Origin of the sequence: Collinsella sp. LCP19S3_A7, assembly GCF_052121995.1 — a bacterium.
GTDB lineage: Bacteria > Actinomycetota > Coriobacteriia > Coriobacteriales > Coriobacteriaceae > Collinsella.
The window spans coordinates 88,973-113,686 of record NZ_JBQKDE010000004.1 but is presented as its reverse complement, the minus strand read 5'-3'; the positions used below and the strand labels follow the sequence as shown (position 1 = coordinate 113,686).

Annotated in this window: 20 protein-coding genes; all 20 read left to right on the top strand. The window is 59.0% G+C overall.

Annotated features, from left to right (window positions below; genetic code table 11):
* The first annotated feature begins 79 nt into the window (after positions 1 to 79).
* The 20 genes from ACTQV3_RS03390 (at position 80) to ACTQV3_RS03295 (ending at position 24,713) form a co-directional block, all read left to right on the top strand.
* The gene (locus ACTQV3_RS03390; RefSeq protein WP_441068159.1) at positions 80 to 1,567 is read left to right on the top strand and encodes a YfcC family protein; all 1,488 of its coding nucleotides are present in this window, start codon (positions 80 to 82) and stop codon (positions 1,565 to 1,567) included.
* A gap of 500 nt (positions 1,568 to 2,067) precedes the next feature.
* The gene (locus ACTQV3_RS03385) at positions 2,068 to 3,549 is read left to right on the top strand and encodes a DUF1846 domain-containing protein (protein ID WP_154515227.1); all 1,482 of its coding nucleotides are present in this window, start codon (positions 2,068 to 2,070) and stop codon (positions 3,547 to 3,549) included.
* 193 nt (positions 3,550 to 3,742) lie between these two features.
* Positions 3,743 to 4,126, top strand: coding sequence for a hypothetical protein (locus ACTQV3_RS03380; RefSeq protein ID WP_154515229.1), 384 nt, complete (start codon positions 3,743 to 3,745; stop codon positions 4,124 to 4,126).
* Between the two features lie 180 nt (positions 4,127 to 4,306).
* Positions 4,307 to 5,968 (top strand): CTP synthase, encoded by a 1,662-nt coding sequence (locus tag ACTQV3_RS03375; protein ID WP_441068157.1) that lies wholly within the window; start codon positions 4,307 to 4,309, stop codon positions 5,966 to 5,968.
* Between the two features lie 2 nt (positions 5,969 to 5,970).
* The gene (gene xerD / locus ACTQV3_RS03370; protein ID WP_441068155.1) at positions 5,971 to 6,912 is read left to right on the top strand and encodes a site-specific tyrosine recombinase XerD; all 942 of its coding nucleotides are present in this window, start codon (positions 5,971 to 5,973) and stop codon (positions 6,910 to 6,912) included.
* A gap of 463 nt (positions 6,913 to 7,375) precedes the next feature.
* Positions 7,376 to 7,810: a division/cell wall cluster transcriptional repressor MraZ gene (locus ACTQV3_RS03365; protein WP_035137949.1), complete on the top strand. Its 435-nt coding sequence runs from the start codon at positions 7,376 to 7,378 to the stop codon at positions 7,808 to 7,810.
* A 20-nt stretch (positions 7,811 to 7,830) separates the two neighbouring features.
* The gene (rsmH, locus tag ACTQV3_RS03360; RefSeq protein ID WP_154515233.1) at positions 7,831 to 8,796 is read left to right on the top strand and encodes a 16S rRNA (cytosine(1402)-N(4))-methyltransferase RsmH; all 966 of its coding nucleotides are present in this window, start codon (positions 7,831 to 7,833) and stop codon (positions 8,794 to 8,796) included.
* A gap of 90 nt (positions 8,797 to 8,886) precedes the next feature.
* Positions 8,887 to 9,357 (top strand): hypothetical protein, encoded by a 471-nt coding sequence (locus ACTQV3_RS03355; RefSeq protein ID WP_427719178.1) that lies wholly within the window; start codon positions 8,887 to 8,889, stop codon positions 9,355 to 9,357.
* Between the two features lie 239 nt (positions 9,358 to 9,596).
* Positions 9,597 to 11,240 carry a peptidoglycan D,D-transpeptidase FtsI family protein gene (locus ACTQV3_RS03350; protein ID WP_441068153.1) on the top strand — a complete coding sequence of 548 codons (1,644 nt, stop codon included), beginning with the start codon at positions 9,597 to 9,599 and terminating at the stop codon, positions 11,238 to 11,240.
* 124 nt (positions 11,241 to 11,364) lie between these two features.
* On the top strand, positions 11,365 to 12,789 hold the full coding sequence (locus ACTQV3_RS03345; RefSeq protein WP_427719184.1) for a UDP-N-acetylmuramoyl-tripeptide--D-alanyl-D-alanine ligase: 1,425 nt from the start codon (positions 11,365 to 11,367) through the stop codon (positions 12,787 to 12,789).
* A 3-nt stretch (positions 12,790 to 12,792) separates the two neighbouring features.
* Complete coding sequence (gene mraY / locus ACTQV3_RS03340; RefSeq protein ID WP_154515238.1) at positions 12,793 to 13,812, top strand: phospho-N-acetylmuramoyl-pentapeptide-transferase; 1,020 nt, start codon at positions 12,793 to 12,795, stop codon at positions 13,810 to 13,812.
* 9 nt (positions 13,813 to 13,821) lie between these two features.
* On the top strand, positions 13,822 to 15,228 hold the full coding sequence (murD, locus tag ACTQV3_RS03335; RefSeq protein ID WP_427794149.1) for a UDP-N-acetylmuramoyl-L-alanine--D-glutamate ligase: 1,407 nt from the start codon (positions 13,822 to 13,824) through the stop codon (positions 15,226 to 15,228).
* A gap of 9 nt (positions 15,229 to 15,237) precedes the next feature.
* Positions 15,238 to 16,758: a putative lipid II flippase FtsW gene (gene ftsW, locus ACTQV3_RS03330; RefSeq protein WP_441068151.1), complete on the top strand. Its 1,521-nt coding sequence runs from the start codon at positions 15,238 to 15,240 to the stop codon at positions 16,756 to 16,758.
* The gene (gene murG, locus ACTQV3_RS03325) at positions 16,748 to 17,863 is read left to right on the top strand and encodes an undecaprenyldiphospho-muramoylpentapeptide beta-N-acetylglucosaminyltransferase (RefSeq protein WP_441068149.1); all 1,116 of its coding nucleotides are present in this window, start codon (positions 16,748 to 16,750) and stop codon (positions 17,861 to 17,863) included. The genes ftsW and murG overlap by 11 nt, the downstream gene beginning before the upstream one ends.
* 96 nt (positions 17,864 to 17,959) lie before the next feature.
* The gene (gene murC, locus ACTQV3_RS03320) at positions 17,960 to 19,378 is read left to right on the top strand and encodes a UDP-N-acetylmuramate--L-alanine ligase (protein WP_441068147.1); all 1,419 of its coding nucleotides are present in this window, start codon (positions 17,960 to 17,962) and stop codon (positions 19,376 to 19,378) included.
* Positions 19,379 to 19,383: 5 nt separating this feature from the next.
* A complete protein-coding gene (murB, locus tag ACTQV3_RS03315) occupies positions 19,384 to 20,295 on the top strand; it encodes a UDP-N-acetylmuramate dehydrogenase (RefSeq protein ID WP_154515248.1) in 912 nt (303 codons plus the stop codon).
* 205 nt (positions 20,296 to 20,500) lie between these two features.
* On the top strand, positions 20,501 to 21,517 hold the full coding sequence (locus ACTQV3_RS03310) for a cell division protein FtsQ/DivIB (RefSeq protein ID WP_427719196.1): 1,017 nt from the start codon (positions 20,501 to 20,503) through the stop codon (positions 21,515 to 21,517).
* Positions 21,518 to 21,717: 200 nt separating this feature from the next.
* On the top strand, positions 21,718 to 22,869 hold the full coding sequence (gene ftsZ, locus ACTQV3_RS03305) for a cell division protein FtsZ (RefSeq protein WP_441068143.1): 1,152 nt from the start codon (positions 21,718 to 21,720) through the stop codon (positions 22,867 to 22,869).
* A gap of 210 nt (positions 22,870 to 23,079) precedes the next feature.
* Positions 23,080 to 23,880 carry a polyphenol oxidase family protein gene (locus ACTQV3_RS03300; RefSeq protein ID WP_441068141.1) on the top strand — a complete coding sequence of 267 codons (801 nt, stop codon included), beginning with the start codon at positions 23,080 to 23,082 and terminating at the stop codon, positions 23,878 to 23,880.
* Positions 23,877 to 24,713, top strand: a complete 837-nt coding sequence (locus ACTQV3_RS03295; RefSeq protein WP_427727615.1) for a phosphate ABC transporter substrate-binding protein — start codon at positions 23,877 to 23,879, stop codon at positions 24,711 to 24,713. Before ACTQV3_RS03300 ends, ACTQV3_RS03295 begins: the two co-directional genes overlap by 4 nt.
* Position 24,714: the final 1 nt, after the last annotated feature.

The window sequence follows — 24,714 nt, the reverse complement described above, 5'->3', positions numbered from 1 at the left end:
AAATATCTTGCGTCGGGCGGTGGGCACGGCACGGAAGATCCGCTTCGCGCGAGAAAGTTAAATGATTTATGAAGGGGGGATGAGAACTATGACTGAGACCGCTAAGAAAAAGCGCGGTATGCCTTCATCGTTCACCATTCTTCTAGCTCTGCTGGCAATTGTTGCAGTGATTACCGTTATCGTCTCCGGCACGTCCGGCGGCGCTGTTACTGCAGCCCGCCTGAGCGATTTCTGCACCGCCCCGATTCTGGGCTTCGCTGACGCTCTGCCCGTCTGCCTCTTCGTTATGATCTTGGGCGGCTTCCTCGGTATGATGACCGAGACCGGCGCCCTGGACAACGGCATCGCCGTTCTGGTGCAGAAGCTTAAGGGCAACGAGATCATGCTCGTTCCTGTCCTTATGCTCATCTTCTCCCTCGGTGGTACCACCTATGGTATGTGCGAGGAGACCGTTCCCTTCTACGCCCTGCTCGCCGCTACCATGATGGCTGCCGGCTTCGACCCCATGGTCGGCGCCGCTACCGTCCTGCTCGGCGCTGGCTGCGGCTGCCTGGGCTCCACGGTTAACCCGTTCGCCGTCGGTGCTGCCGTCGACGCTCTGACCGGCGTTGGCATTGAGGTCAACCAGTCCATCATCATCGGCCTCGGTGCCGTCCTGTGGATTGTTACCACGGCCATTTCCATCTTCTTCGTCATGGGCTATGCCAAGAAGGTCAAGGCTGACAAGGGTTCCACCATCCTGTCGATGCAGGAGCTCAAGGGCGCCGAAGAGGCTCACGGCAAGGCTGCTTCCGAGGTTAACAAGGAGGTCAAGCTCACCGGTCGTCAGAAGGGTGTTCTGATCGCCTTTGCCTTCACCTTCGTCGTCATGATCGTCGGCTTCATTCCGCTGGCCGACCTCAACGAGGGCGTTGCCAACTTCTTTGACGCTGGCGCTGTCTACGATGCCGACGGTAACACCGTCGTCCAGGGCTGGTCTGCCCTGATCACCGGCCTGCCCATTGGCCAGTGGTACTTCGACGAGGCTTCCACCTGGTTCTTCCTCATGGCTATCCTGATCGGTATCATCGGTGGCCTGTCCGAGAAGCAGATCGTTAACACCTTCATCACCGGCGCTGCCGACATGATGTCCGTTGTTCTCGTCATCGCCCTCGCCCGTGGCATCTCCGTCCTCATGGCCAACACCGGTCTCGACGTCTACGTCCTCGACGCTGCCGCCAGTGCCCTGGCTGGTCTGTCCGGCGTGATCTTCGCTCCCATGAGCTTCCTGGTCTACTTCGGCCTGTCCTTCCTGATCCCCTCGACCTCTGGTATGGCTACCGTCTCCATGCCCATCATGGGACCGCTGGCTGTTAAGCTCGGCTTCTCGCCCGAGGTCATGGTCATGATCTTCTCCGCCGCCATCGGTGTCGTGAACCTGTTCACCCCGACCTCCGGTGCCATCATGGGCGGTCTCGCCCTGGCAAAGATCGAGTGGACGACCTGGCTCAAGTTTGCCCTTAAGCTCATCGTCGTTCTCTCCGTCGTCTGCGCCATCATCCTGACCGTCGCCTGCGTGTTGATCTAAGTACCCAACGGGTGCCCCACGGAAACCTTGACGATCCTGTAGAGGATCACTTGGTCATCGTCTGTCCGGTGGGGTCAACCCACCGGTAGACTCCTACCTTTAGCCCCCTCCCGTTCCGTGCGCGGGAGGGGGCGCTCTTATGTTGCGCGGTTCTACGAACCGCGCAACCAGTTGACGCTGCGCGCCGCCCAGAACGACAATTTGTCATTCAAAAGGCAAGGCATGACCAAAAGGTCTATGCCTTGCCTTTTTCATGCCAACTCGTACGTTCTGGACGGCGCTCGCTGACTTATGCTCAACCTGCGATGTTGCCATTGCTGGTGCAGGGGAAGTGCGTTTGGGGCAGCTAATTTGGGACGGGGCTTTTTTGACTACCCTTTATGTGGGGGTAGTCAAAAAAGCCCCGTCCCAAATTAGCTGCCCCGGCCTCGTCGGTGGGGGAGGGTCTGCTCCGCTATAATCGCCTAGGACATTAAATGGAAACGGGACGGGAGCCATACATGCGCCAGGGTTTCGACAACGCGAAGTATATCGAGCTGCAGGCTGCTCATATTAAGGAGCGCATCTCGCAGTTTGGCGGCAAGCTGTATTTGGAGTTTGGCGGCAAGCTGTTCGATGACTATCATGCGAGCCGCGTGCTGCCGGGTTTTGAACCGGACAGCAAGTTCCGCATGCTCAAGAGCATTGCCGACGACGTCGAGGTCATCATCGCAATCAATGCGAACCATATCGAGAAGAACAAAGCCCGTGGCGACTTGGGCATTACCTATGACGAGGACGTCCTGCGTCTGGTCGATCTGTTCCGCGGGAACGGATTTGCCGTTGCCGCCGTGGTCATCACGCAGTATGCCGGTCAGCCCGCTGCCGACGTCTTCCGCAATCGTCTAAACGCGCTCGGCATTCCCGCCAAGCTGCACTATCCCATCGAGGGCTATCCGCACGATGTCGACCTGATCGTTTCTGATGAAGGCTACGGCAAGAACGAGTTTGTCGAGACCACGCGTCCGCTCGTTGTCGTGACGGCGCCCGGCCCTGGCTCGGGTAAGCTCGCCACCTGCCTGTCGCAGCTGTATCACGAGCACAAGCATGGCACCGCTGCCGGCTATGCCAAGTTTGAGACCTTCCCGGTCTGGAATCTCCCCCTCACGCATCCGGTGAACATTGCCTATGAGGCTGCCACGGCAGACCTCGATGACGCCAACATCATCGACTCGTTCCACCTTGAGGCATATAACAAGACCACGGTCAACTACAACCGAGACGTTGAGGCGTTCCCGGTTGTTCGCGCCCTGATGGAAAAGATCTTGGGCGAGAGCCCCTATCAGAGCCCCACGGACATGGGCGTCAATATGGTTGGTTTTGCCATTACCGATGACGATGCATGCCGAGATGCCTCCAAGATGGAGATCGTGCGTCGCTATTTTGCCGCGGTTGAAAGCGTGCGCCGTACTGGCGTGGGCGATGAGCAGGTCGACCGTCTCAAACTCATTATGAAAAAAGCCGGCATCGACAAGAACTATTCGCCGGCACGCTCGGCTGCTCTCACCAGGGAGCAACTGACGGGCGGTCCCGTGGGTGCCATGGTGATGCCGGACGGTTCGGTAGTGACCGGAAAGACCTCAACGCGTCTGGGTGCCGCGAGCTCGCTCATCATGAACGCGCTTAAGCATGTTTCAGGCGTCGATCTTGAGCTCGAGGTCATCAGCGATGAGGCGATTGAGCCTATCAGCAAGCTCAAGACGCATTTCCTTGGCAGCAAAAACCCGCGTCTCCACACCGACGAGACGCTCATGGCGCTCTCTATCACCTCGGCCACGAGTGAGACGGCTACTCGTGTTCTTTCGGGTCTTGAGCAGCTGCGCGGCTGCGACGCCTTCTTTAGCGTGATTATCTCGCCTACGGACGAGACGGTGCTGCGCAAGCTGGGCATTAACGTGTGCTGTGAGCCCAAGTTTGAGCGCCGTGGCTTCTTCCATCGCTAAGATTGAGATGAGACGCCGCATCGGAGTGCGCACCCGATGCGGCGCTTAGGGGTTTTTAGGGCTTAATTTGCCGAAATTTAGGCCGTTTACCTGCCCAAAAGCGATTTGCGCGGTATACAATTACCTCAGTGGATACATCCTTTGCGGGGCTACCCATGATGGATGTTGCCGGCCATCGAGGGATGCGCCGGTCATGCGCGGTGCTTTTGATGCTCGTGCTCGGTTTGAGGAGGCTGCCATGGCGGGCAAGGGTCGTGCGAGTGTCAACGATATGAAGCGTGTCGAGGTGCTGGTGCTGATGGAGATCGCTCGGCAATCTAAGGGAAACGGTGTGCCGTACGGTTTCTCGCGCAAGACACTCTCCGAGTGCGTAGGGGTTTCGCCGTATCGTGCCCGCGCTGCAATCGACCGTTTGGATTCTGATGGCCTTATCGAGGTCGTTTCTCGTTATAACGATGATGGCGGCCAGCTTGCAAACGGCATATGCCTGACCGGGCGAGGCGAGTGGTACCTTAAGGGTGTTCGTGCCGGCATGCTTGTTCAAGATATGTTGAAGGATGAGACTGCCGATCGGTAACAACACGGCAGTTTCGACGAGCCTGCACCGCCCAAAGCTACTTGGGCGGTGTTTTGTTTCGAGATGGAGAAATGCGGGCATGCGGGTGAAAAATAGCGAGCGGCTTGCTTTTCGAGTATTACAATGAAGACCCGTAAGATGTGAATGGAAAACTTCTACGGGAAGCGCAGGTAATTCAATATGACCAAGCATGTATTTGTAACCGGCGGCGTAGTTTCGTCTTTGGGTAAGGGCATCACCGCGGCCTCGTTGGGCCGTCTGCTCAAGTCACGAGGCTACAAGGTGACGATGCAGAAGGCCGACCCGTATCTGAACGTCGACCCCGGCACCATGAGCCCGTTTCAGCATGGTGAGGTCTTCGTGACCGAGGATGGCTACGAGTCCGACCTGGACCTGGGCCATTATGAGCGCTTTATTGACGAGAATCTGACCCGTGATTCCAACTTTACGACCGGCGCTATCTACAAGAGTCTGATTGCCCGCGAGCGTCGCGGTGACTTTTTAGGCGGCACCGTTCAGGTGATTCCGCACGTCACCAACGCCATTAAGGATAAGTTCCGCCGCATCGAGGAGCAGACCGGTTCCGACGTGGTCATCACCGAGCTGGGCGGCACGATTGGCGATATCGAGTCGCAGCCGTTCGTGGAGGCCATTCGCCAGTACCGTAAAGAGGCCGGCCCCGAGAACGTCTGCTACATCCACGTGTCGCTCGTTCCCTATATCGCCGCCGCGCATGAGGTCAAGACCAAGCCCACGCAGCATTCGGTCAAGGAGCTTCGCAGCTTTGGCATTCAGCCCGACATCATTGTGCTGCGTTCTGATCACCATATCGACGATGCCATCCGTGGCAAGATCGCAAGCTTCTGCGACGTCGATACCGACTGCGTCTTTACCAACGAAGATTGCGCGAGTATTTACGACGTGCCGCAGCTGCTCGCCGAGCAGGACTTTGACCTGCGCATTTGCGAGCGCCTGGGCTTGGACCCGCGCGAGCGCGACATGAGCGAGTGGAACGAGTTCCTGCGCAAACAGAATCATGCCAACCACCATGCCGACAAGGTCAAGATCGCCGTTGTGGGCAAGTACACCCAGCTCCCCGATGCCTACCTGTCGGTTATCGAGGCCCTGCATCATGCAGGCGTTTTCTATGATCGTCATGTGGACGTGCAGCTGGTCGACGGCGAGAGCCTCGACGAGCAGAACGTCTCCGAGGTGCTGGGCGACGCATCGGGCATTTTGGTGCCCGGCGGCTTTGGCAAGCGTGCCCTGGAGGGCAAGATTCTTGCTGCCGAGTTTGCTCGCGAGCATAAGATTCCGTATCTGGGCATTTGTCTGGGCATGCAGGTCGCCGTGTGCGAGTTTGCCCGCAACGTGGTCGGCCTTGCCGGCGCTAGCTCCTCCGAGTTCGATCCGGACGGTCCGTTTAGCGTAATTGACCTGATGAGCTCGCAGGAGGACGTGACCGAGAAGGGCGGCACCATGCGCCTGGGCGCCTATCCGTGCAAGCTCGCTGCCGATACCCTTGCGCGCGAGGCCTATGGCGAGGAGCTTGTCTATGAGCGCCACCGTCATCGCTTTGAGTTCAACAATGCCTTCCGCGACCAGCTCGAGGGCGCGGGTTTGGTTATCTCGGGTCTTTCGCCTGACGAGCGTCTGGTCGAGATGGTCGAGCTGCCACGTGACGTGCATCCGTGGTATGTGGCCACCCAGGCCCACCCCGAGTTTAAGAGCCGTCCGACCAAGCCGCAGCCTCTGTTCCGCGAGTTCGTGCGCGCCTCGATTGGCCAGCACGAGGGCATCGATCGCCTGCAGGTGACGCCCATGAACCTCGCGACGGACTAAGGGTGCCAGCGAACGAAAGACATACCGAAGATACTCCCTCGTTGCTCGATACGGTGACGGGGGAGTATCTTGATTACCTTGCGGTCGAGCGAGGCTTGGCGCGCAATACGATCGCGGCATATCGTCGTGACTTGACGACTTACTGTTCCTACCTGGAGCGGGCCGGTGTTGAGTCCTTTGAAGGCGTGAACCGTCAGATAATAGAGGGTTTTGTCGGTGATCGGCGCGACGGGGGCTACTCCGATGCCTCGGTGGAGCGTGCAGTTGCGGCCGTGAAAGGTTTGCATGCCTTTTTGGTTCGCGATGGGATCGTCGCCCAAAACCCGACGGCTGCACTGCGCCTGCCCAAAAAGGCGGAGCGCCTTCCGGAGTATCTCTCGGTAGGGGATGTCTCGGCGCTCCTCGACCAAGATTTCCCGGAAGGGGAGATGGGTTTGCGGGACCATGCCATTTTGGAAGTGCTCTATGGATGTGGCCTGCGCGTGAGCGAGTTGGTGGGGCTCGATGTGGGCGATGTTCATTTTGACGACGGCTTTGTGCTGGTGCGCGGCAAGGGCTCGAAGGAGCGGCTTGCCCCACTCGTGGGAAGTGCCGCACGGGCTATGGCTCAATATATTGCTGATGGGCGTCGGCGCCTGGCCGCCCATGCCCGCGGGTCAAAGACACCGGCAGTCTTTTTAAATAAGAACGGTGGTCGCCTGTCACGTCAGAGTGTTCATGTCATATGCGAGCGATACGGGCGTCAGGTGGGACTGGTGGGACTTCATCCTCATACCTTGCGTCACTCCTTTGCGACCCATATGCTTGCGGGCGGTGCCGACCTGCGCGTGCTACAGGAGATTTTGGGACATGCCGACATTTCGACCACACAGGTCTACACGCATGTCGACCGCACGCAGCTGACCGAGGTCTACCTGGCGGCTCATCCGTTGGCGCATCGCTAGCGACTCTTTGACCTGCATATTTACAACTAATGGGGGACGGACCCCAGGTTGTCGTGACGCGGTTTTGTGCGCGTATCGGCAATCTGGGGTCCGCCCCATCTTTTGTCTTGCGCCGATGCGCCGGTGGGTCGCGCGTGACGTTGGTGGGGAAGTTTGGGGGGCGATGTGAACGGCGCGTAAAGGGACACAAAATTCGCCTCAAGGTCAACTTGAAGGTTGAAGTTGAAAGCCGGGCTGCTACAGATGGCATCCCGGCTTTGCTGTAAACACAACATGTTGTGTTTTCGAACATATGAACGAGGGTGTTTTACAGCACATAAAGGGTGGAGTGGTGGGGTGTTGTGGGGGAAGGTGTGGGGAAAGATGTTGAAAAATGGGGCAGTTCCCCATATTATTAATGACGTCGACAGGCGGGGTGGTTCCCCGCGTACGTGCCATCTGAGTAACCGAGGGGAGGGCGCACATGGGAATGACGGGTGCATACGAGCGCAATCTCGATGCAAAAGGTCGTCTGTCCCTGCCTGCACCCCTTCGCGAGGAGCTTGGAGAGCATGTTCGCGTGTTCAAAGCCCTGGATGTCGATGCTCTGTACGTGTTCTCTGCCGAGGCCTTCGATAAGTGGGTCGAAGGACTCTTCGCGGGTCGTGAGGGCCACGAGGGTTTTAACCCGCGTGACATCAACGACCAGAAACTCATGAGGGCGATCAACAAGCGCACCACCTCGATGGATGTGGACAGCGCCGGTCGTATCGGTCTTTCTGAGTCTCTCCGCAAGCAGGCGAACCTCGACCGCGAGGTCACGGTTGTGGGCAACTACGACCACCTCGAGGTTTGGGACCGTGCTACGGCCGATGAGGACGATGACGATGAGGCTCTGCTGGACCTCTTCTTCTCGTAAGGGCAAGGCATGAGTAACGGATGGAGCGTGGGATCTTGACACAAGAATATCGGCATGAACCTGTCATGCTCGGCGAAGTGCTTGAGTCGCTGCAGCTAAAGAGCGGATCTGTCGTCTGCGATTGCACCCTTGGCGGTGCCGGTCATTCGGTAAAGATGGCCGCGCAGGTGGGGGAGACGGGTCTTTTGCTTGGCGTCGATCAGGACGACATGGCCCTCGAGGCCGCTGGTGCCCGTCTGGACCGCGAGGTCCCCGGCGTCCCGCATCAGCTGCTGAAGGGCAACTTTGGCGACTTGGACGAGCTGCTTTGCTCGGCCGAGGTGCCCGGGGTCGATGGCTTCCTGTTCGATTTGGGCGTTTCGTCACCGCAACTCGATATCCCTGGCAGGGGCTTTTCGTATAACGAAGATGCCCCATTGGACATGCGGATGGATCCGGGTAACAACACCCTAAACGCAGCTGAGGTCATCAACACCTATAACGAACACGACCTCGCCCGGATTCTACGCGTCTATGGCGAAGAGAAGTTCGCCTCGCAGATCGCACGCGAGATCGTGCGTCGACGCGAGTCCGAACCGATTGAAACCACCGGTCAGTTTGTCGAGATCATCAAGGCTGGCATTCCGGCTGCCGCTCGTCGGCATGGCGGACACCCGGCCAAGAAAAGTTTCCAGGCCATTCGCATCGAGGTCAATCATGAACTCGATGTGCTCGAGAGAGGACTTGACGCCGCCACCAGGTGGCTCAACCCGGGCGGACGCATCTGCGTCATCTCGTATCACTCGCTCGAGGACCGTATCGTAAAGAACCACTTTAAGGAGATGAGCCAGGGGTGCACGTGTCCGCCGGAGATTCCGGTGTGCGTGTGCGGCAACGTGCCGATACTCAAGGTCATCACCCGCAAACCCTTGGTTGCCCAACCCGATGAGGTTGCGCGCAACCCTCGGGCGAGATCAGCCAAAATCCGCGTGGCGGAGCGCTTGTAGCGTTACGCGCGCGATATTGGACCTCCCGCTCGCGCCATAAACGAAGCTTAAACACACTACCAACGTACTCGGGATGGGAGGCGGCATATCATGGGCTACAACACCTCAAACGCAGCACTCGCCTATGATATGAACGCCATGCCCGCCTACCGCGAGGCACCGCAGGCGCCCGCTGCTCCTCGTGAGCAGCGCACACCGCGCTTTGATGTCTACACGGGCGCGGGCCGTCAGGCAAACCAGGCGGTAAGCCCGGTTTTCATGAGCGTTCTTAAAACGTTTTGCATCATTGCGGCTATCTTCATGACGATTGGCGTCGCCCGCGTGGCGCTTGCAAGCGTTACGGCCCAGGTGCTCAACAGCAACGCCGAGCTGACTAACACGCTCGAGAAGGCGACCGATGAGAGCTCTGACCTTGAGGTCATGCACTCTGTTTATGGTGCCGATACGCGCATTCGCGATCTTGCGGGCGCTTATGGCATGGTGGAGCCCAGTGAGAGCGTTACACTTGATTTTTCGCAGGATGCAGCCGCGGGCGCTAGCTCGGCTGCGGCTGTCCAGTAATAAGACGGTAGCTGAGTATGACAAATGATTATCACCGCGGTCCAGACGGGAGTCGCGGGCAGGGACGTCCCTCTTCGCGGGGACGTTCTGGTTATCAAGGATCGGGTCGGTCATCTTACAACTTGGGGTCGAATCGTGGCAACGACCCAACGTCGCGCCTTCGCGGCTCGGATGACCCTCAAGTACGCAATAGCAGATCGAATAGACGATCTTCGACCGAATGGCTTACGGGGACGCCATTGCCTCGCCGTAATGTCGTCATGGGTTGTATCGGTTTGGGCCTGGCTGCGGGCGCCATCCGCCTTACCGACTACCAGATCGTAAATGCCGATGAGTTGCGCGGGCGCGCCGATGCTCGACGCCTGCTTGCGGAGACGCTTTACGCCAAACGCGGCACGATCTACGACCGAAACGGCAACGTGCTGACGTCGTCGGTCGAGTGCAGCAATGTCGCCGTGAATCCACAGCTGATCGAGGATGTCGATAAAACGGTATCGGCCTTGGTTAAGGCGACTGGAATCGATAAGAAGACTTGCCGCAAGCTGGTTCAGTCCGATGGCACCTGGGTGTATATCAAGCGCCAGGTAGACGAGGACGATGCCGCGGCATTGAAGAAGAAAAATCTGCCCGGCGTGCTCTTTGAGCAGGCGATGAAGCGGGTGTATCCATACGGCAATCTGGCTTCGCAGGTTCTAGGCGTGGTGAACGTTGACAACGTGGGCCTAACGGGACTTGAAAAGCAATATGACAAATTGCTGACCGGAACAAACGGCACGCTGGTACGAGAGCGTGCGAGGGACGATAGCTATATTGCGGGTGGCGCCTATAAAAAGGTTGCCGCCATCGATGGCGTTGACATCGTGACGACGCTGGATGTCAATATCCAGCGTGCAGCAGAGGACGCTCTGGCGGAGGCGGTCGAGAAGACCAAAGCCAAGAACGGTTCGGCTTTGGTGACAGACCCTACTACCGGCGAGATTCTGGCCGCCTGTTCGTATCCGACCTACGACCCGACCAATCTGGAGAACGCCAAGACCGAGGATATGAACTTGCGCTTGGTCACCGATGCGTATGAACCCGGTTCGGTCTTTAAGACGCTCGTTGCAGGTGCGGGTTTCGACTTGGGCGTCGTGCGCTCGAGTACGTCGTTTGAGGTGCCGGCGAGCATTAAGGTCGGCGACGATACCGTCACCGATGTCGATAAGCGTCACTACGCCATGACCATGGATGTGCGCGAGATGATGCGCCGCTCATCCAATGTTGGCTTTGTATTGGTCGGGCGTAAGATCGGCGCGGACGATTTTGCCGCGTACGTGGACAAATGGGGCGTTGGACACAGTTCGGGCATCGATTTTCCCGGCGAGAGCCTTGGCATTGTCAAGGAGCGTGACCAGTATGACGGTGCCACGTTGGGCTCGATGAGTTTTGGCCAAGCGCTGTCTGTCTCGCCGATCGAGATTGCGCGCGCCGTGGGCGGCATTGCCAACGGCGGCGTGATGATGACGCCGCACTTTTATAAATCCAGCAAAGGCGAGGAGAAGGACTGGGGCGAGGGCGAGCAGGCGATTTCTGAGGACGCCGCCGCCCAGGTGATATCGTGCATGCAGACGGTCGTTTCCGAGGGCACGGGTGTCGGGGGCGCCGTCGACGGTTACGACGTGGCGGGTAAGACCGGTACGGCCGAGCGCGCCGATGAAAAAGGCGGCTACCTCAAAGCGAGCTATATGTCGTCCTTTATGGGGTTTGCCCCGGCGCAAGCACCCAAGGTTTTGTGCTATATCACGCTCGACGGAACGCCGAGCGGTTCGGATGCTGCCGCCGTGCCGTTCCAGATCATTATGGCTAACGCGCTCGATGTGTTGGGTATCCCACGCACCAAGTAGGGGGTTACAATCCTGAAAAGGGCTGTCGATTAATCTGGAGGGTGTTCACATGCCCTGCACCACGCATGCGCGGCGCTGGGATACAATACGCCGATAGCATTATTAGGTTTACAGGGGAGCTGCAATGATAGAGATCGCCGTCAACAACCTCGCGGCCGCAACAGGGGCCCGGACCGTGACGGGAGAAGCCGATCGGGTATGCCGTGGGTGCGTTATCGACTCGCGCCAGGTTGAGGAAGGCACGATTTTTGTTGCCTTTCCGGGTGAAAAAGTCGACGGCAACGATTTTGCTTCCCGCGCCATCGAATCGGGTGCCGGCGCTGTTGTGATGACGCGCGAGCCCAATGCCGAGCTTGTATCGCTGGCTCAGCGTAAGGGCTGCGCCATCCTGCACACCGATGATCCCGAGGAATTTTTGCTGCGCCTGGCACATGCCTATCGCACGCAGCTTGGCTGCCTAGTGGTTGGCATTACCGGCTCTATCGGTAAGACGACGACCAAGGATGTCCTTGCGGCAGTGCTTGCCAAGCGCTATCGCGTTTGGGCCACCAAGGGTAATTTCAACAATCTGATCGGTATGCCGCTCACGGTTTTGGCCGCTCCTGCCGACACCGAGGTGCTGGTTCTCGAGATGGGTATGAACCATTTTCACGAGATCGAGCGCCTTTCTCGGTCCGCCAATCCCAACCTTGCCATCGTGACCAAGATCGGCACCTCTCATATTGGAATCCTGGGAAGTCGCGAGAATATCGCCCGCGCTAAGTCCGAGATTGTTGGGGGCATGTGTGCCGCCGACGACCTTCTCCCGTTGCTGGTTTTGGGCGGCGAAGACGACTTCACCCCGTTCATTCGTGAGACGTTTGCCGAGCCCGCGGGTATCGACGTGATGCTGGCGGGTGTTTCGGATGTTGATGAGGTTTGCGCCCGCGGCATTCACATTGATGACGAGGGCCGCCCGGTCTTTACGCTTGACTTTGGCATGGGTGAGTCCGTTGACACCATGCTCGCCATTCCCGGCGTCCAGTCCGTTCCCAATGCCGTTAAAGCCGCCGCAGTTGCCTATCGTTTGGGTGTGACCCCCGAGCAGATCGATGCTGCCTTTAGGGGTATCGCGATTACCGGTCATCGTCAGGAGATCAAACACGCCAAGAGCGGTGCCCGCATTATCGACGACTCGTATAACGCCAGCGCCGAATCCATGGCTGCTGGCCTTGACCTGCTGTGCTCGCTTTCGTGTTCTGGCTCTCGAATGGCGATTCTGGGCGAGATGGGCGAAATGGGCGACGAGGCCCCCCGCATGCATGAGCTGGTGGGCGCCTATGCCGCGGCTAAGAAGCTCGATATGCTGGCGTGCGTGGGCGGTGAGCTGGCCGCTCGTATGGCCGAAGCCGCGCGCATGATGGGCATGGACGAGGACCGCATCCAGGTGTTCTCCGATTATCAGCAGGTGCTCGACCGTATGGCCGGCGCACTTGAGAAACATGACGTTGTGCTGGTCAAGGGCTCTCGCTTTGTCGAGCTCGACCGCTTTGTGGAAGGTGTGTGCTAGCCCATGTTCGGGAACCCCGCGTATCCTACATACCAGGCCTTTTTGGGACTTGGCATCGCCGCCGCCATTGCGCTGCTGCTCATGCCGTGGTGGATCAAGCTTCTTAAGGTCGAGGGTATCGGCCAGCAGGTCCGCGCCGATGGACCCAAACGCCACCTGATTAAGCAGGGCACGCCCACCATGGGCGGCGTTGTCATTCTCGTAGCCGTTTCGCTGACGTGCCTTTTGATGGGCAAGCTCACCACCGAGCTTGTGCTCGTGCTGCTTGCCACGCTTGCAACCGGCGTTCTGGGCCTTATCGATGATTTGACCTCTGTCACGCACGGTCGTTCGCTCGGCCTGACGCCCCACGCCAAGATGATCGGTCTCACCATTATCTGCGTCACGTTTACCGTGCTTGCCGTCAGCTGGTGCGGCGTTGCCCCCGAGATTCGTTTTCCTGGCGGTCTGACGATTGACCTCGGCATCTTCTCGACCACCATTGGTGGCCTTACCTTTCCGTGGCTCTACATCGTCTTTTGCTGGCTGATGATCGCCGGTCTTTCTAATGCCGTGAACCTGACCGATGGCCTGGACGGCCTTGCCGGTGGCACCTCCATGATTGCCATGCTTGCCATGGCTGCCATGGCGTTTTTGCACGGTGACGTAAACCTGTCTATCTTCTGTACCGCATGCGCTGGTGCTTGCCTGGGCTTCCTTTGGTTCAACTGCTATCCGGCGAGCATCTTTATGGGTGATACCGGCTCTCTTGCCTTGGGTGCGGCCTTTGCCTGCACGTCCATTATGACCAATACCGAGGTCGTCTCGCTCATCATCGGCGGCCTGTTTATCGTCGAGACCCTGTCGGTCATGATTCAGGTCGTCTACTTCCACTTTACGCATAAGCGCGTCTTCCTTATGGCGCCCATTCATCATCATTTCGAGAAGAAGGGATGGGCCGAGACTAAGGTCGTCATCCGTTTTTGGATTGTCGCTGCCGCTTTTGGCGCTCTGGGCCTTGCCCTGTTTTTCCAGTTGGGATAGTGGTTTTTCATGCCTCTTGCAGATTCCTTTAGCCTGCTCGTCTTGGGCCAGGGTAAGTCCGGTCTAGATGTCGCTCGCTGGGCGCTTGCGCACCCCGAGCGCGTGAGTACCGTTACCGTGTACGGCGGCGGCACGTCCGAGCCCAATGATGCCACGCGCTCGCTCGAGGCGCGCGGGGCATCGTTTGTCTACGGAACCGAGCAGGTCGAGGGCGCGTTTGATGTATGCGTGACGTGTCCGGGCATCTCGGAGTTCTCGTCATTCTTTAAGGCTGGCCGCGATCACGCTGTCCAGATCATGGGTGAGCCCGAGTTTGCCTACCGCCTGTCTCCCCAAAATTGGATCGCCATTACGGGCACCAACGGCAAGACAACCACCACGTCGCTGACCGACTACCTGCTTAAGGCAGCGGGCGAGGCGAGCGTTGCTGTCGGTAATATCGGTGAGCCTCCGGTGAACGAAATCGACGACCGCGCGCATAACGAGTGGTTTGTAGCTGAGCTTTCGAGCTATCAGATCGCAACGACCCAGGAGCTTCACCCCCGTGTGGCGGTGCTGCTCAACATCACCCCCGACCATCTGGGCTGGCACAAGAGCCATAAGAACTATGCGCTCGCCAAGATTAAGCTCTTCGAGAATATGGTCGATGATGACCTTGTGGTTATCGACGTCGAGGATGCCGGTATCCATGAATTCGATGAGTATGTCTACACGCCGGGTCGTCGCATCTGCAAGGTCGCCTTTGACGAGCCTGCGGGCGAGGACGCCGCATTTGTGCGCGATGGCAAGATGGTCATTCGCCTGAAGGGCGTCGAGACCCCGCTCATCGCCACGTCCGAGCTCAAAATCTCCGGACATCACAATGTCATCAATGCCCTGTGCGCTGCCACGGCTGCCCTTGCCGTCGGTGCCGATGTCGACGGTGTGTGTCGCGGCCTGGCCTCATTCCAGCCGCTGGAGCACCGCGTTGAGCCCTGTGGCGAGATCGATGGCGTGCGCTACGTCAACGATTCCAAGGCAACGAACACCGATGCGGTCGAAAAGGCCCTGACCGCGTTTCCCGACGACGACGTTATCTTGCTGCTCGGTGGTCACGATAAGGGCACGCCACTCGAGTCCTTCGCCCGCGTTGTCATGGACAACGTGCGATCGGTCGTCTGCTTTGGCGATGCGCGCGAGCGCTTTACCGCCGCTATGGACGAGGCCGATGTCGATGGTGATGTTGATATCGCTCAGGCTGACGACCTGCGCGACGCCGTCGACGTTGCCCGTTCGCTGTCGAGCCGAGGCGACGTGATCCTGCTTTCTCCCGCCTGTTCTTCGTTCGATGAGTTCTCGGGCTACGAGGAGCGCGGCCGCGTGTTTAAGGACTACGTGGCCCAGCTTGCCGCCGCAGCGAAATCGCAAATGGAATAGGGGCCGCCGGTGAGAGAGGAGAGCCCCCGACAAGGTATGAGGAGGCCCGACTCGGACCGTGCTTCCTCGCAGCGCAGTACGCCGCGTTCCGGTCGCGGCGGGCAGACGCTCAGCGAACGCTATATTGCCGGCGTCCCCGCCCGCATCATGCGCCCTCGTTTGATATTCATGGCGTGCCTGTTTACTTTAGTGTGCTTTGGTCTGCTGATGGTGTACTCGGCGTCATCGGTCGAGGCATTGCACGAGAACGGCTCGGCGACGTTTTTCCTGGTTCGACAGGCTACCTTTGCCGGGGTTGGCGTGCTTGCCATGGTTGCGATCGTTCGCGTCTTGCCGGACAGCTGGTTTGGGGAAAATGTACTTAGGGTCTTCCTTATCGGCATGATTCTCTTGCTGTTTGCGGTATTTCTTGTCGGCAGTGGCAGCCGTGGCGCCACGCGCTGGCTCAACATCGCCGGTATTCAGTTCCAGCCGTCTGAGTTTTTAAAGCCGTTTGCCATCGCGTATTCGGCCATCATACTCGACCGTTTCTTTTCGCCCGGTGGCAACATCAACGAGTTCCTTCGTAAGATGGTCGTCTACTTGGGCATTTCGCTCTTTTTGATCTTTATCCAGCCCGATTATGGCACCGTCTTGATCATCTCGCTGACCCTCATGTGTATGGCGTTATTTGCGGGCCTAGACCCCAAGTTTATCATCGGCGTGATCATTCTCGTCATTGTCGTGAGTGTGTTTGCGCTTGTTGCAGAGCCGTACCGCATGGTGCGTGTTCAGGTTGCCCTGAACCCTTGGGCCGACGAGTATGGCGATGGCTATCAGGCAACGCTTGCCATCATGGCGTTTGCTTCGGGCGGCTTGTTCGGCCGTGGCATCGGTAACTCCACCATGAAGTATTCGTATCTGCCCGAGGCACACAACGACTATATTCTGGCCATTATCGGCGAGGAGGTCGGTTTTGTCGGGACCGCGATGCTCTTCCTGGTCTTTGCGATGCTGATTTACTCAGCGTTTCGCATTGCCGAGCAGGCTGCGGACCGTCGCGGAGCGCTCATGGCATCGGGTTCCGCAGTCATTCTCGCGGTACAGTTTTTGATCAATGCGCTGGGCATCCTCAACGTGTTTCCCATGACGGGTAAGCCGCTGCCGTTTATCAGCTACGGCGGTTCGTCGATTATCGTATCGCTTATGCTTGCGGGGCTGATCTTGCGCGTCTCGCACGAGAGCGCCCGTCGTGATGAGTACGACCGTCGCCGCGAGAGCTTTGCCGTTATGGACGAGAGCACCGCCGGCGTGCCCCATGTGCGCGGCGATCGCCCTTCGCGCAACGGTTTTACCGTCTTGGATGGCTCTGCGTCCGATCCGGCGGCTCGTCCGCGCCCGCGAACGGCTCCGCAGGGGCGTCCCCAACGCCCGAACCCCCGAAGCTCGGGCGGCGGATATAATCGAATCAATTTGAATTCGGACCCGTCGGCGCGTCTGCGCACCGACGATCAGGGACCGCGCGTACGAAGGGATTTTCATGACCGATAAGATGACCGTTGCTATCGCAGCCGGCGGCACGGCGGGACATATCAACCCTGCGCTTGCCTTGGCTGAGGAGTTGCGCGACCGCGGACATCATGTTGTGTTCGTGGGCCAGTCGCACAAGCTCGAGGGTCGTTTGGTTCCCGAGGCCGGGTTCGATTTTGTACCTATCACGGTCACGGGCTTCGACCGCTCCCGTCCTTGGACCGCGCTGAGCTCGCTGTGGCGCGTCAATAAGGCCAAGCGCTCGCTCGCCAGCCATTTCTCAAAGGTTGGCAAGCCCGATGCTGCCATCGGTTTTGGTGCCTACGTCGAGGTCCCGCTGCTGGGCTGGTGCAAGGATGCGGGCGTTCCGTATCTGCTGCACGAGCAGAACTCTGTTCCGGGCCTGGCCAATAAGATGATGAGTTCCCATGCCGCCCGCGTGTGTATCTCGGTGCCGGCTGCGCGCTCTGTCTTTGAGCGCGAGGGCGACCCCGAGCATGTGCTCATGACCGGTAATCCGGTGCGCCGCTCGGTCATTGAGGGCGATCGCGCCCGCGGCCGCGAGGCACTTGGCGTGCCCGAGGATGCGACGCTTCTGCTCGTCTTTGGCGGTTCGCTCGGTGCCCAGCATCTCAACGAGCGCGTAGCCTCGCTCAAGAGTGAGCTGCTGACCCGCGAGAATCTCTACATTTTGCATTCGACGGGAGCCGACGGCTTTGAGGACACCGAGCGTGCTTTGGCGCTGACGTCCGATGAGACGAAGCGCTATCGCGTCCAGCCCTACATTGATGACATGGGCGACATGCTAGCTGCAGCTGACCTGGTGCTCTCGCGCTCCGGCGCCTCGAGTGTGGCCGAGATTGCCGCCCTCGCCGTGCCTTCGGTGCTCGTGCCGTATCCGCATGCCACGGCCGACCACCAGACGACCAATGCGCGTTATCTGGTCGATGCCGGTGCCGGCGTGCTTTGTGCCGATGCCGATATCGATGCTCCGGCGTTTGCCGAGGAGCTGCTGCATCTGGTCGATGACGCTGCAGCGCGCGATGCCATGCGTCAGGCGGCGCGCGGGTTGGCTCAGGACCGCGCCGCCGCACTTTTGGCCGATGCGGTAGAGGGTTTGCGTTAGTTAGGCGGGATATCGAGCTTGCGCTCGCGCGGATGCGGTAGGTGCGGTACAGTTAACGGGTTACAGGCAGTGTTTACGCAAGGAGTACACGAGCACATGGCTGATTCCCAGACTGCAACCTCCGCGCCCGAGTTCAAGAGCGCCCACTTTATCGGTATCGGTGGCGCCGGCATGAGCGGCATCGCTCTCGTTTTGCACGAGCGTGGCTATGCCGTTACCGGTTCCGACCTTAAGACCTCGCGCTACATTCGTCAGCTTACCCGTGCTGGCGTGAAGGTTCATGTGGGCCACGAGGCCGCCACGATCGATGAGGTCAAGCCCGACGTGGTCGTGGTCTCTACCGCTATTCCCGAGTCCAACCCCGAGCTTGTGCGTGCTCGCGAGCTCGGTATTCCTGTGTGGCCCCGCGCCAAGATGCTCTCGGCTCTGGGCCACGGCTACACCACCATCGCTGTTGCCGGCACACACGGCAAGACCACGACGTCCTCGATGTGTGCCACCATGCTCGACCGCATGGGTCTGGATCCCAGCTTTTTGATCGGCGGTATCGTCGAGGGTTACGATACCAACGGAAAGAACGGCTCGGGTGACTACTTTGTCGCCGAGGCCGATGAGTCCGACAGCTCGTTCCTGTTCCTGAACCCCAACGTGGTCATCGTGACCAACGTCGAGGCCGACCATCTCGACCACTACTCGGGCATCGAGGAGATCGAGGCCACCTTTGCCAAGTTTATGGGCCTGGTTGGAGAGAGCGGTACCGTCATCGTTTGCGGTGAGGACCCGCATCTGGTCGAACTTGCCAAGTCGACGGGTCGCCACGTGCTTTCCTATGGCTTTGCCGAAACCAACGACGTCGTCTGCGCGCATCCGGATGTCAAGGGCATTCAGAGCGACTTTACCGTTCGCTTTGAGGATGGGACCGAGCATGCTGTCGAGATCAAGAGCAACCCCGGTCGCCACAACATGCTCAACGCCACGGCAGTGCTAACCGTTGCCCATGTCCTGGGTCTCGACGTCGATGCCGCAGCCGAGGCGCTTTCGAGCTTTGAGGGCGTCCGCCGCCGCTTTACCCATGTGGGCGATATTGACGGCATCACCGTGGTCGATGACTACGGCCATCACCCCACCGAGATCAAGGCGACGCTTGCCGCCGCCTCGTCGCTGGGCTATAAGCATGTTGACGTCGTGTTCCAGCCGCACCGCTATTCGCGTTTGCAGGCGCTGTGCGATGACTTTGCCGATGCCTTCGCCAATGCCGATAAGCTGCTGCTCATCGATGTGTTCTCTGCCGGCGAGATGCCGATTCCGGGCGTAACCTCCAAGATGCTCGCTGATACTGTGCGCGCCAAGCACCCTGGCAAGGAGGTCGTGTACTGCTCCAGCCGTCTCGAGCTCAATCATGAGCTCGAGAAGATGGTAGGTGAGGGCGATTTGCTGCTTACTATGGGCGCCGGCGACGTTACGACCGTTGGCCCTGAGTTCATCGAGTATCTGACTGCCAAGAAAGACGCTTAGCCCCTATGGGTCTGTTTAACGCCGTCATGGCGCTTTCGGGCATGATTGACACGGATGTAGTCGAGGATGAACGCCTTGCGCGTCATACGAGTTATCGTATCGGCGGCAAGGCCGACCTCTTCGTGACGTGCCATAGCTATCATGCCCTTCGTCGTGCCGTGGCAGTACTCGACCGTGAGCAGGTGCCGTGGGTCATTATCGGCAAGGGATCTAATCTGCTCGTTGCCGATGCGGGCTATCGCGGCGCCGTCATTTCGCTGGGGCGTGAGTTTCAGCGCACCGTTGTTGCCGAGGACGGTTGCACGCTGACCGTTGGCGCGGGCGTTATGTTCGCACGTTTGGTCAACGATGCCCTGTCGCGCGGGCTTTCGGGCCTTGAGTTTGCGGTTGGCATCCCCGGCTCGGTCGGCGGCGCCGTATCTATGAACGCCGGTACGCGTACCGAGTGGATAGGTTCGCTTGTCGAGGATGTGGTCACGTTTGACCCGGCATCCGGCATTAAGCATTATGCGGGGTCCGAGATTGCCTGGGGCTACCGTGAGTGCAGCCTGCCGCGTAACGAGATTATTCTCGAGTGCGTGCTTAAGCTCAAGCCTGCGCCTAAGGCCGACATTCGCGAGCGTATGGAGCGGTACCTGACGAGGCGCAAGCGCACGCAGCCCATGGGTCGCGCTTCTTGCGGGTCGGTCTTTCGCAATCCACCCGACGCGAGCGTTGGCAAGCTGATTGAGGATTGTGGATTAAAGGGTTTTTCGGTTGGCGGTGCGGAAGTTTCGCCCGTACACGCTAATTTTATCGTTAATAACGGTACCGCCTCGGCCGATGACGTGGCCGCGGTTATCAGGCATGTGCACGGAAAGGTGAGGGAGGCGTATGGCATCGAGCTCAGACCGGAAGTCAAATTCCTCGGCTTCTAGAGCATCGAAACCTACCTTCCGCCGCGCCGGAGGGCGTTCCGGCGCACCCGTCCAGCCTCAACGCAAGCCCCCTGTGTCCTCCAAGCCCGCTGGATCCGTACGGTCCGCCAAACGTCCGGTCGTCGGCTCGCAACTTGGTGGACGCCCTGCCGCAAAAAAGACGGTTCACCCGGCTCCGCGCCCCTCGGTGACGTCTAAGTCGGCGATGGGTGCCAAGCCCTCTCGCCCCATAGTGACGCCCAAGCCCTCGCTGGGGGCTAAAGCGACGCATCCCGGTCGTACGTTGGGCGCTGCCAAGCCGCGCTCGTTGACGTCGGTGCCCGCCACTAAGGCACCTGCGACCAATAAGGGTATCAATCCGCTGTCGTCGCTTGGCGCCATGGCGAGTAAGACGTCCGAGGCCGCCTCTGCCGTTAAGGGCAAGGGCAAAATCGTGGGCGGTATCTTGGCGGCTGTGGCCGTGCTTGCCGTCGTTGCCATCGTCGTTATCAATTCCGGCCTGTTTGCCGCTACCGATATTCAGATCGAGGGCAGCGAGCATGTGACCAAGCACGATGCCATGCAGCTGATCAGTCTGCCCGAGAATACATCGCTCTTCAACGTAAATCCCGACCAGATTACCGAAGATCTCAAGCAGAACCCGTGGGTTTCGGGCGTGGACGTTCAACGGCAGTTTCCCCACACGCTCGTCATTACGCCGACGGAGCGCAAGGTCACCGCGATCGCTTATATAAGTTCCGACGATCTTGCCTGGGCCATCGGCGACGATGACACCTGGATCGCACCGCTTTCGACCTCTGTGGAGGTGGACGACCAGGGAAATGTCGTCACTTCGGGTGAGGGCGCCAACACATTGAGCGGTATCGATGCTGCGTTGGCGCTGGCCAAGCACTACGGGGCCGTGCTGCTTACCGATGTCTCGGCTGATGTCGAGCCGGTCTCGGGGCGGGCTGTTTCTTCCAAGGCCGTTAAAGCGGGCCTGGATTACGTGCGTGGTTTTTCCGGCGAATTCTTGGCGCAGATCAAGGATATTTCTATACCTTCGGTCGAGGCCATCTCGGCGAATCTTGATAATGGCGTTGAGGTCTCGCTGGGCGATTCTGATGATATCGCCAAGAAGGAACGCGTCGTGACCAAGCTTCTGTCGCAGGTAGAGGGCGTAACCTACATTAACGTTCGGTCTCCCGGCAACTATACGTTTAGAAACGCACCGACCGCTTAGCGTCGGTGCGTGGCTTTGTTGAGGGGCCATACCACGCCGTTTATCTGGTTTGTTTGGTTTTCACGGTCAATTATTTGACTGATACGTTCATAATGTGCAAACATAATACGGTTTACCTTTGCATTTACTTTCAACCTGAAGGTTAATGTGCGCAGGGGTCAACCCATGCTATGGCTATAACCTTTGTTCGGAGGACCGACATGCACGAGACAGAGATCAACAACTACCTTGCCGTCATTAAGGTGGTCGGCGTCGGCGGCGGCGGTACCAACGCGGTCAATCGAATGATCGAAGAGGGCATTCGTGGCGTCGAGTTTGTTGCCATCAACACCGATGCTCAGGCGCTCGCGATCTCTGATGCCGATATCAAGGTCCACATCGGTACCGACCTTACCCGCGGCCTGGGCGCTGGCGCCAATCCCGAGGTTGGTCGCAAGGCTGCCGATGAGTCCCGCGATGACATCGCCGAGGCACTCGCTGGCGCCGACATGGTGTTCATCACCTGCGGTGAGGGCGGTGGCACCGGCACCGGCGCCGCTCCCATCGTTGCCGATATCGCGATGAACGAGGTCGGTGCGCTGACCGTCGCCGTCGTGACCAAGCCCTTCACCTTCGAGGGCCGCAAGCGTAAGAAGAGCGCCGAAGAGGGCATTAAGACCCTTTCCGATTGCGTCGACACCATGATCGTAATCCCTAACGACAAGCTGCTCGACATCGCCGAGAAGAAGACCACCATGCTCGAGGCCTTCGCGATTGCCGATGGCGTCCTTTCCCAGGGCACCCAGGGCATCACCGACCTCATCACCGTCCCGGGCATCATCAACCTGGACTTCGCTGATGTTAAGACCATCATGAAGCAGGCCGGCACCGCCATGATGGGTATCGGTACTTCTTCTGGGGACACCCGTGCCGTCGACGCCGCCCAGCAGGCTATTTCCAGCCCGCTGCTCGAGAGCTCTATCGATGGTGCTACGCGCGTCCTGCTCTCCATCGCCGGCTCCAAGGATCTGGGCATCCAGGAGATCAGCGACGCTGCCGACGTTGTCGCCAACGCCGTCGATCCCGAGGCCAACATCATCTTCGGTACCGTTGTCGACGAGTCCCTGGGCGATCAGGTGCGCATCACCGTTATCGCTACGGGCTTCTCCGACTCTAATGTCAACCGTCAGGACGAGCTCTTCGCTGCCCAGCAGTCCCAGAGCAAGGCTTCCGTTGTCGAGCCTCAGCGTACCGCTCCCGCTGCAAGCTCGGCTCAGTTTGCCCCGACCCGCAACGTCGGCGGTACGGAACTTCCCAATTTTGGTAACGACCAGTTTGAGCTTCCCGACTTCCTTAAGCGTGGTAGCTTCTAGTTCGTTTTTCTCAACGACCTGCACGGGGTGTATCCATTTGGATGCACCCCGTTTTGTTTCTCGTTTGTAAACGAAAGTCTCCAATCTCTTTACGTTCCCCTTACGTTTGGTCCCTACCGCTGCGGGTATCCTTTTGTAGAAGTATGGCAGCCGTATGGCACGGACTGCTGCGGCTTGGCCGCGATACTCGTGTTATTAGGAGGCTTTAGTATGGCAGCACGTGCGGACAACGTTTCGCGTGTCGACCATGATGGAGTTACGTTGGTAGAGGGCGTGACACACGATGTCCGCTTTGCCTTCACCGAACGCACTGGCGGTGTTTCCGAAGATGCGTACTCCTCACTTAATCTGGGCTCGCATGTTGGCGATGACCCCTTTGCCGTTCAAGAAAATCGTCGCCGCGTACTCGAGGCCATGGGTATTGCCGAGTGCGAGCACAACCTGCTTGTCCCCAATCAGGTACACGGTGACAATGTCGTGACGGTGACCTCGAACGGCGCCGATGATCTCGAGAACATTCGCGAGCAGATTGCCGAGGGCTGCGATGCCCTCGTCTGCACGGCGCATGAGGTGCCCGTGATGCTTTGCTTTGCCGATTGTGTTCCCGTTGTGCTGGTGGCTCCCGGCGGCTTTGCCGTGGTGCATTCTGGCTGGAAGGGCACGATTGCGCGCATTTCCGCCAAGGCGTGCCAAGCGCTCTGCGAGGCGGCTGGCTGCAAGCCAGACGACATCTCTGCCTATATTGGGCCCCATATCCTGGGTGACGAGTACGAGGTGTCCCAAGAACTTATGGACCGCTTTGCCTCCGAGTTCGCGTGCATCGATGCTGCCGCTTCTCGTATGCTCGATCTTTCCGCCGCCATTCGCGAGGCGTTGATGGACGCCGGCGTCGAAGCGAACGGCATTGTGGACACCAAGCTCTCCACCGTTCGTCAGAACGACCGCTTTTATTCCTACCGCAACGAGGGCGGCACCTGTGGGCGCCATGCTGCGATCGGCGTGATGCTATGAGAAAGATCGCATCGGTCCTAAGCGCGGCAGTGCTCACGCTTACGCTGTGTGCCTGCTCCTCGGGATCTTCCACGTCTTCTATCACCGTGGCCGGCTCGACCACCTGCCTTCCCATTGCCGAGATTGCGGCCGAGGGCTTTAAGGAGGAGACCGGCACCGACGTGCTCGTCTCTGGCCTTGGCTCTTCTGCCGGTATCGAGGCCGTCAGCAACGGCACGGCCGACATCGCCAGCTCGTCTCGTGGCCTCAATGCCGACGAGCAGGATCTGGGCCTGACCCCGATTGTAATCGCGCACGACGGCATCGCAGTCATCGTGAACGACGATAATCCGGTCGACAACCTCTCGACCGAGCAGCTTCGCGACATATACGCCGGTAAGATTACCAACTGGAAGGAAGTCGGCGGAGAGGACCTGAAGATTCAGGTTATTAACCGCGATGAGGCGTCCGGTACGCGCGAGGCCTTCCGTACCATCGTGATGGACGGCACGCCGTTCGATCGTCGCTCTGCCGTTCTTTCGGGCACGGGCCAGGTGCGCGATGTCGTGTCCCGTTCGCGTGGTGCTATTGGCTACATCTCGCTGGGTTTTGTCGAGAGCCTCAACGCTAAGACTTCGGTTAAGGCTGTTTCGGTCAACCATGTCGAGGCATCCGAGAAGACGGTCGCAAGTGGCGGCTACCCCATCTCGCGCGACCTTTACTTCTTTGTGAAGGGTACGCCTTCGCAGCGTGCACAGGACTACATTGACTATGTGACGTCGGAGAAGATGGACAAGCAGATTCGCGAGGCGGGCTTTATTCCCGTCACCAACGACGGAAAGGGGAGTGAGTAGC

Coding starts and splice junctions, on each gene's coding strand:
- ACTQV3_RS03365 (WP_035137949.1), top strand. CDS start 7,376: ATGGGAATGACGGGTGCATACGAGCGCAATCTCGATGCAAAAGGTCGT.
- murC (WP_441068147.1), top strand. CDS start 17,960: ATGGCTGATTCCCAGACTGCAACCTCCGCGCCCGAGTTCAAGAGCGCC.
- ACTQV3_RS03300 (WP_441068141.1), top strand. CDS start 23,080: ATGGCAGCACGTGCGGACAACGTTTCGCGTGTCGACCATGATGGAGTT.
- ACTQV3_RS03385 (WP_154515227.1), top strand. CDS start 2,068: ATGCGCCAGGGTTTCGACAACGCGAAGTATATCGAGCTGCAGGCTGCT.
- ACTQV3_RS03310 (WP_427719196.1), top strand. CDS start 20,501: ATGGGTGCCAAGCCCTCTCGCCCCATAGTGACGCCCAAGCCCTCGCTG.
- ACTQV3_RS03390 (WP_441068159.1), top strand. CDS start 80: ATGAGAACTATGACTGAGACCGCTAAGAAAAAGCGCGGTATGCCTTCA.
- ACTQV3_RS03375 (WP_441068157.1), top strand. CDS start 4,307: ATGACCAAGCATGTATTTGTAACCGGCGGCGTAGTTTCGTCTTTGGGT.
- murB (WP_154515248.1), top strand. CDS start 19,384: ATGGGTCTGTTTAACGCCGTCATGGCGCTTTCGGGCATGATTGACACG.
- ACTQV3_RS03380 (WP_154515229.1), top strand. CDS start 3,743: ATGCGCGGTGCTTTTGATGCTCGTGCTCGGTTTGAGGAGGCTGCCATG.
- rsmH (WP_154515233.1), top strand. CDS start 7,831: ATGGAGCGTGGGATCTTGACACAAGAATATCGGCATGAACCTGTCATG.
- ftsZ (WP_441068143.1), top strand. CDS start 21,718: ATGCACGAGACAGAGATCAACAACTACCTTGCCGTCATTAAGGTGGTC.
- ACTQV3_RS03345 (WP_427719184.1), top strand. CDS start 11,365: ATGATAGAGATCGCCGTCAACAACCTCGCGGCCGCAACAGGGGCCCGG.
- murD (WP_427794149.1), top strand. CDS start 13,822: ATGCCTCTTGCAGATTCCTTTAGCCTGCTCGTCTTGGGCCAGGGTAAG.
- murG (WP_441068149.1), top strand. CDS start 16,748: ATGACCGATAAGATGACCGTTGCTATCGCAGCCGGCGGCACGGCGGGA.
- ACTQV3_RS03355 (WP_427719178.1), top strand. CDS start 8,887: ATGGGCTACAACACCTCAAACGCAGCACTCGCCTATGATATGAACGCC.
- mraY (WP_154515238.1), top strand. CDS start 12,793: ATGTTCGGGAACCCCGCGTATCCTACATACCAGGCCTTTTTGGGACTT.
- ACTQV3_RS03295 (WP_427727615.1), top strand. CDS start 23,877: ATGAGAAAGATCGCATCGGTCCTAAGCGCGGCAGTGCTCACGCTTACG.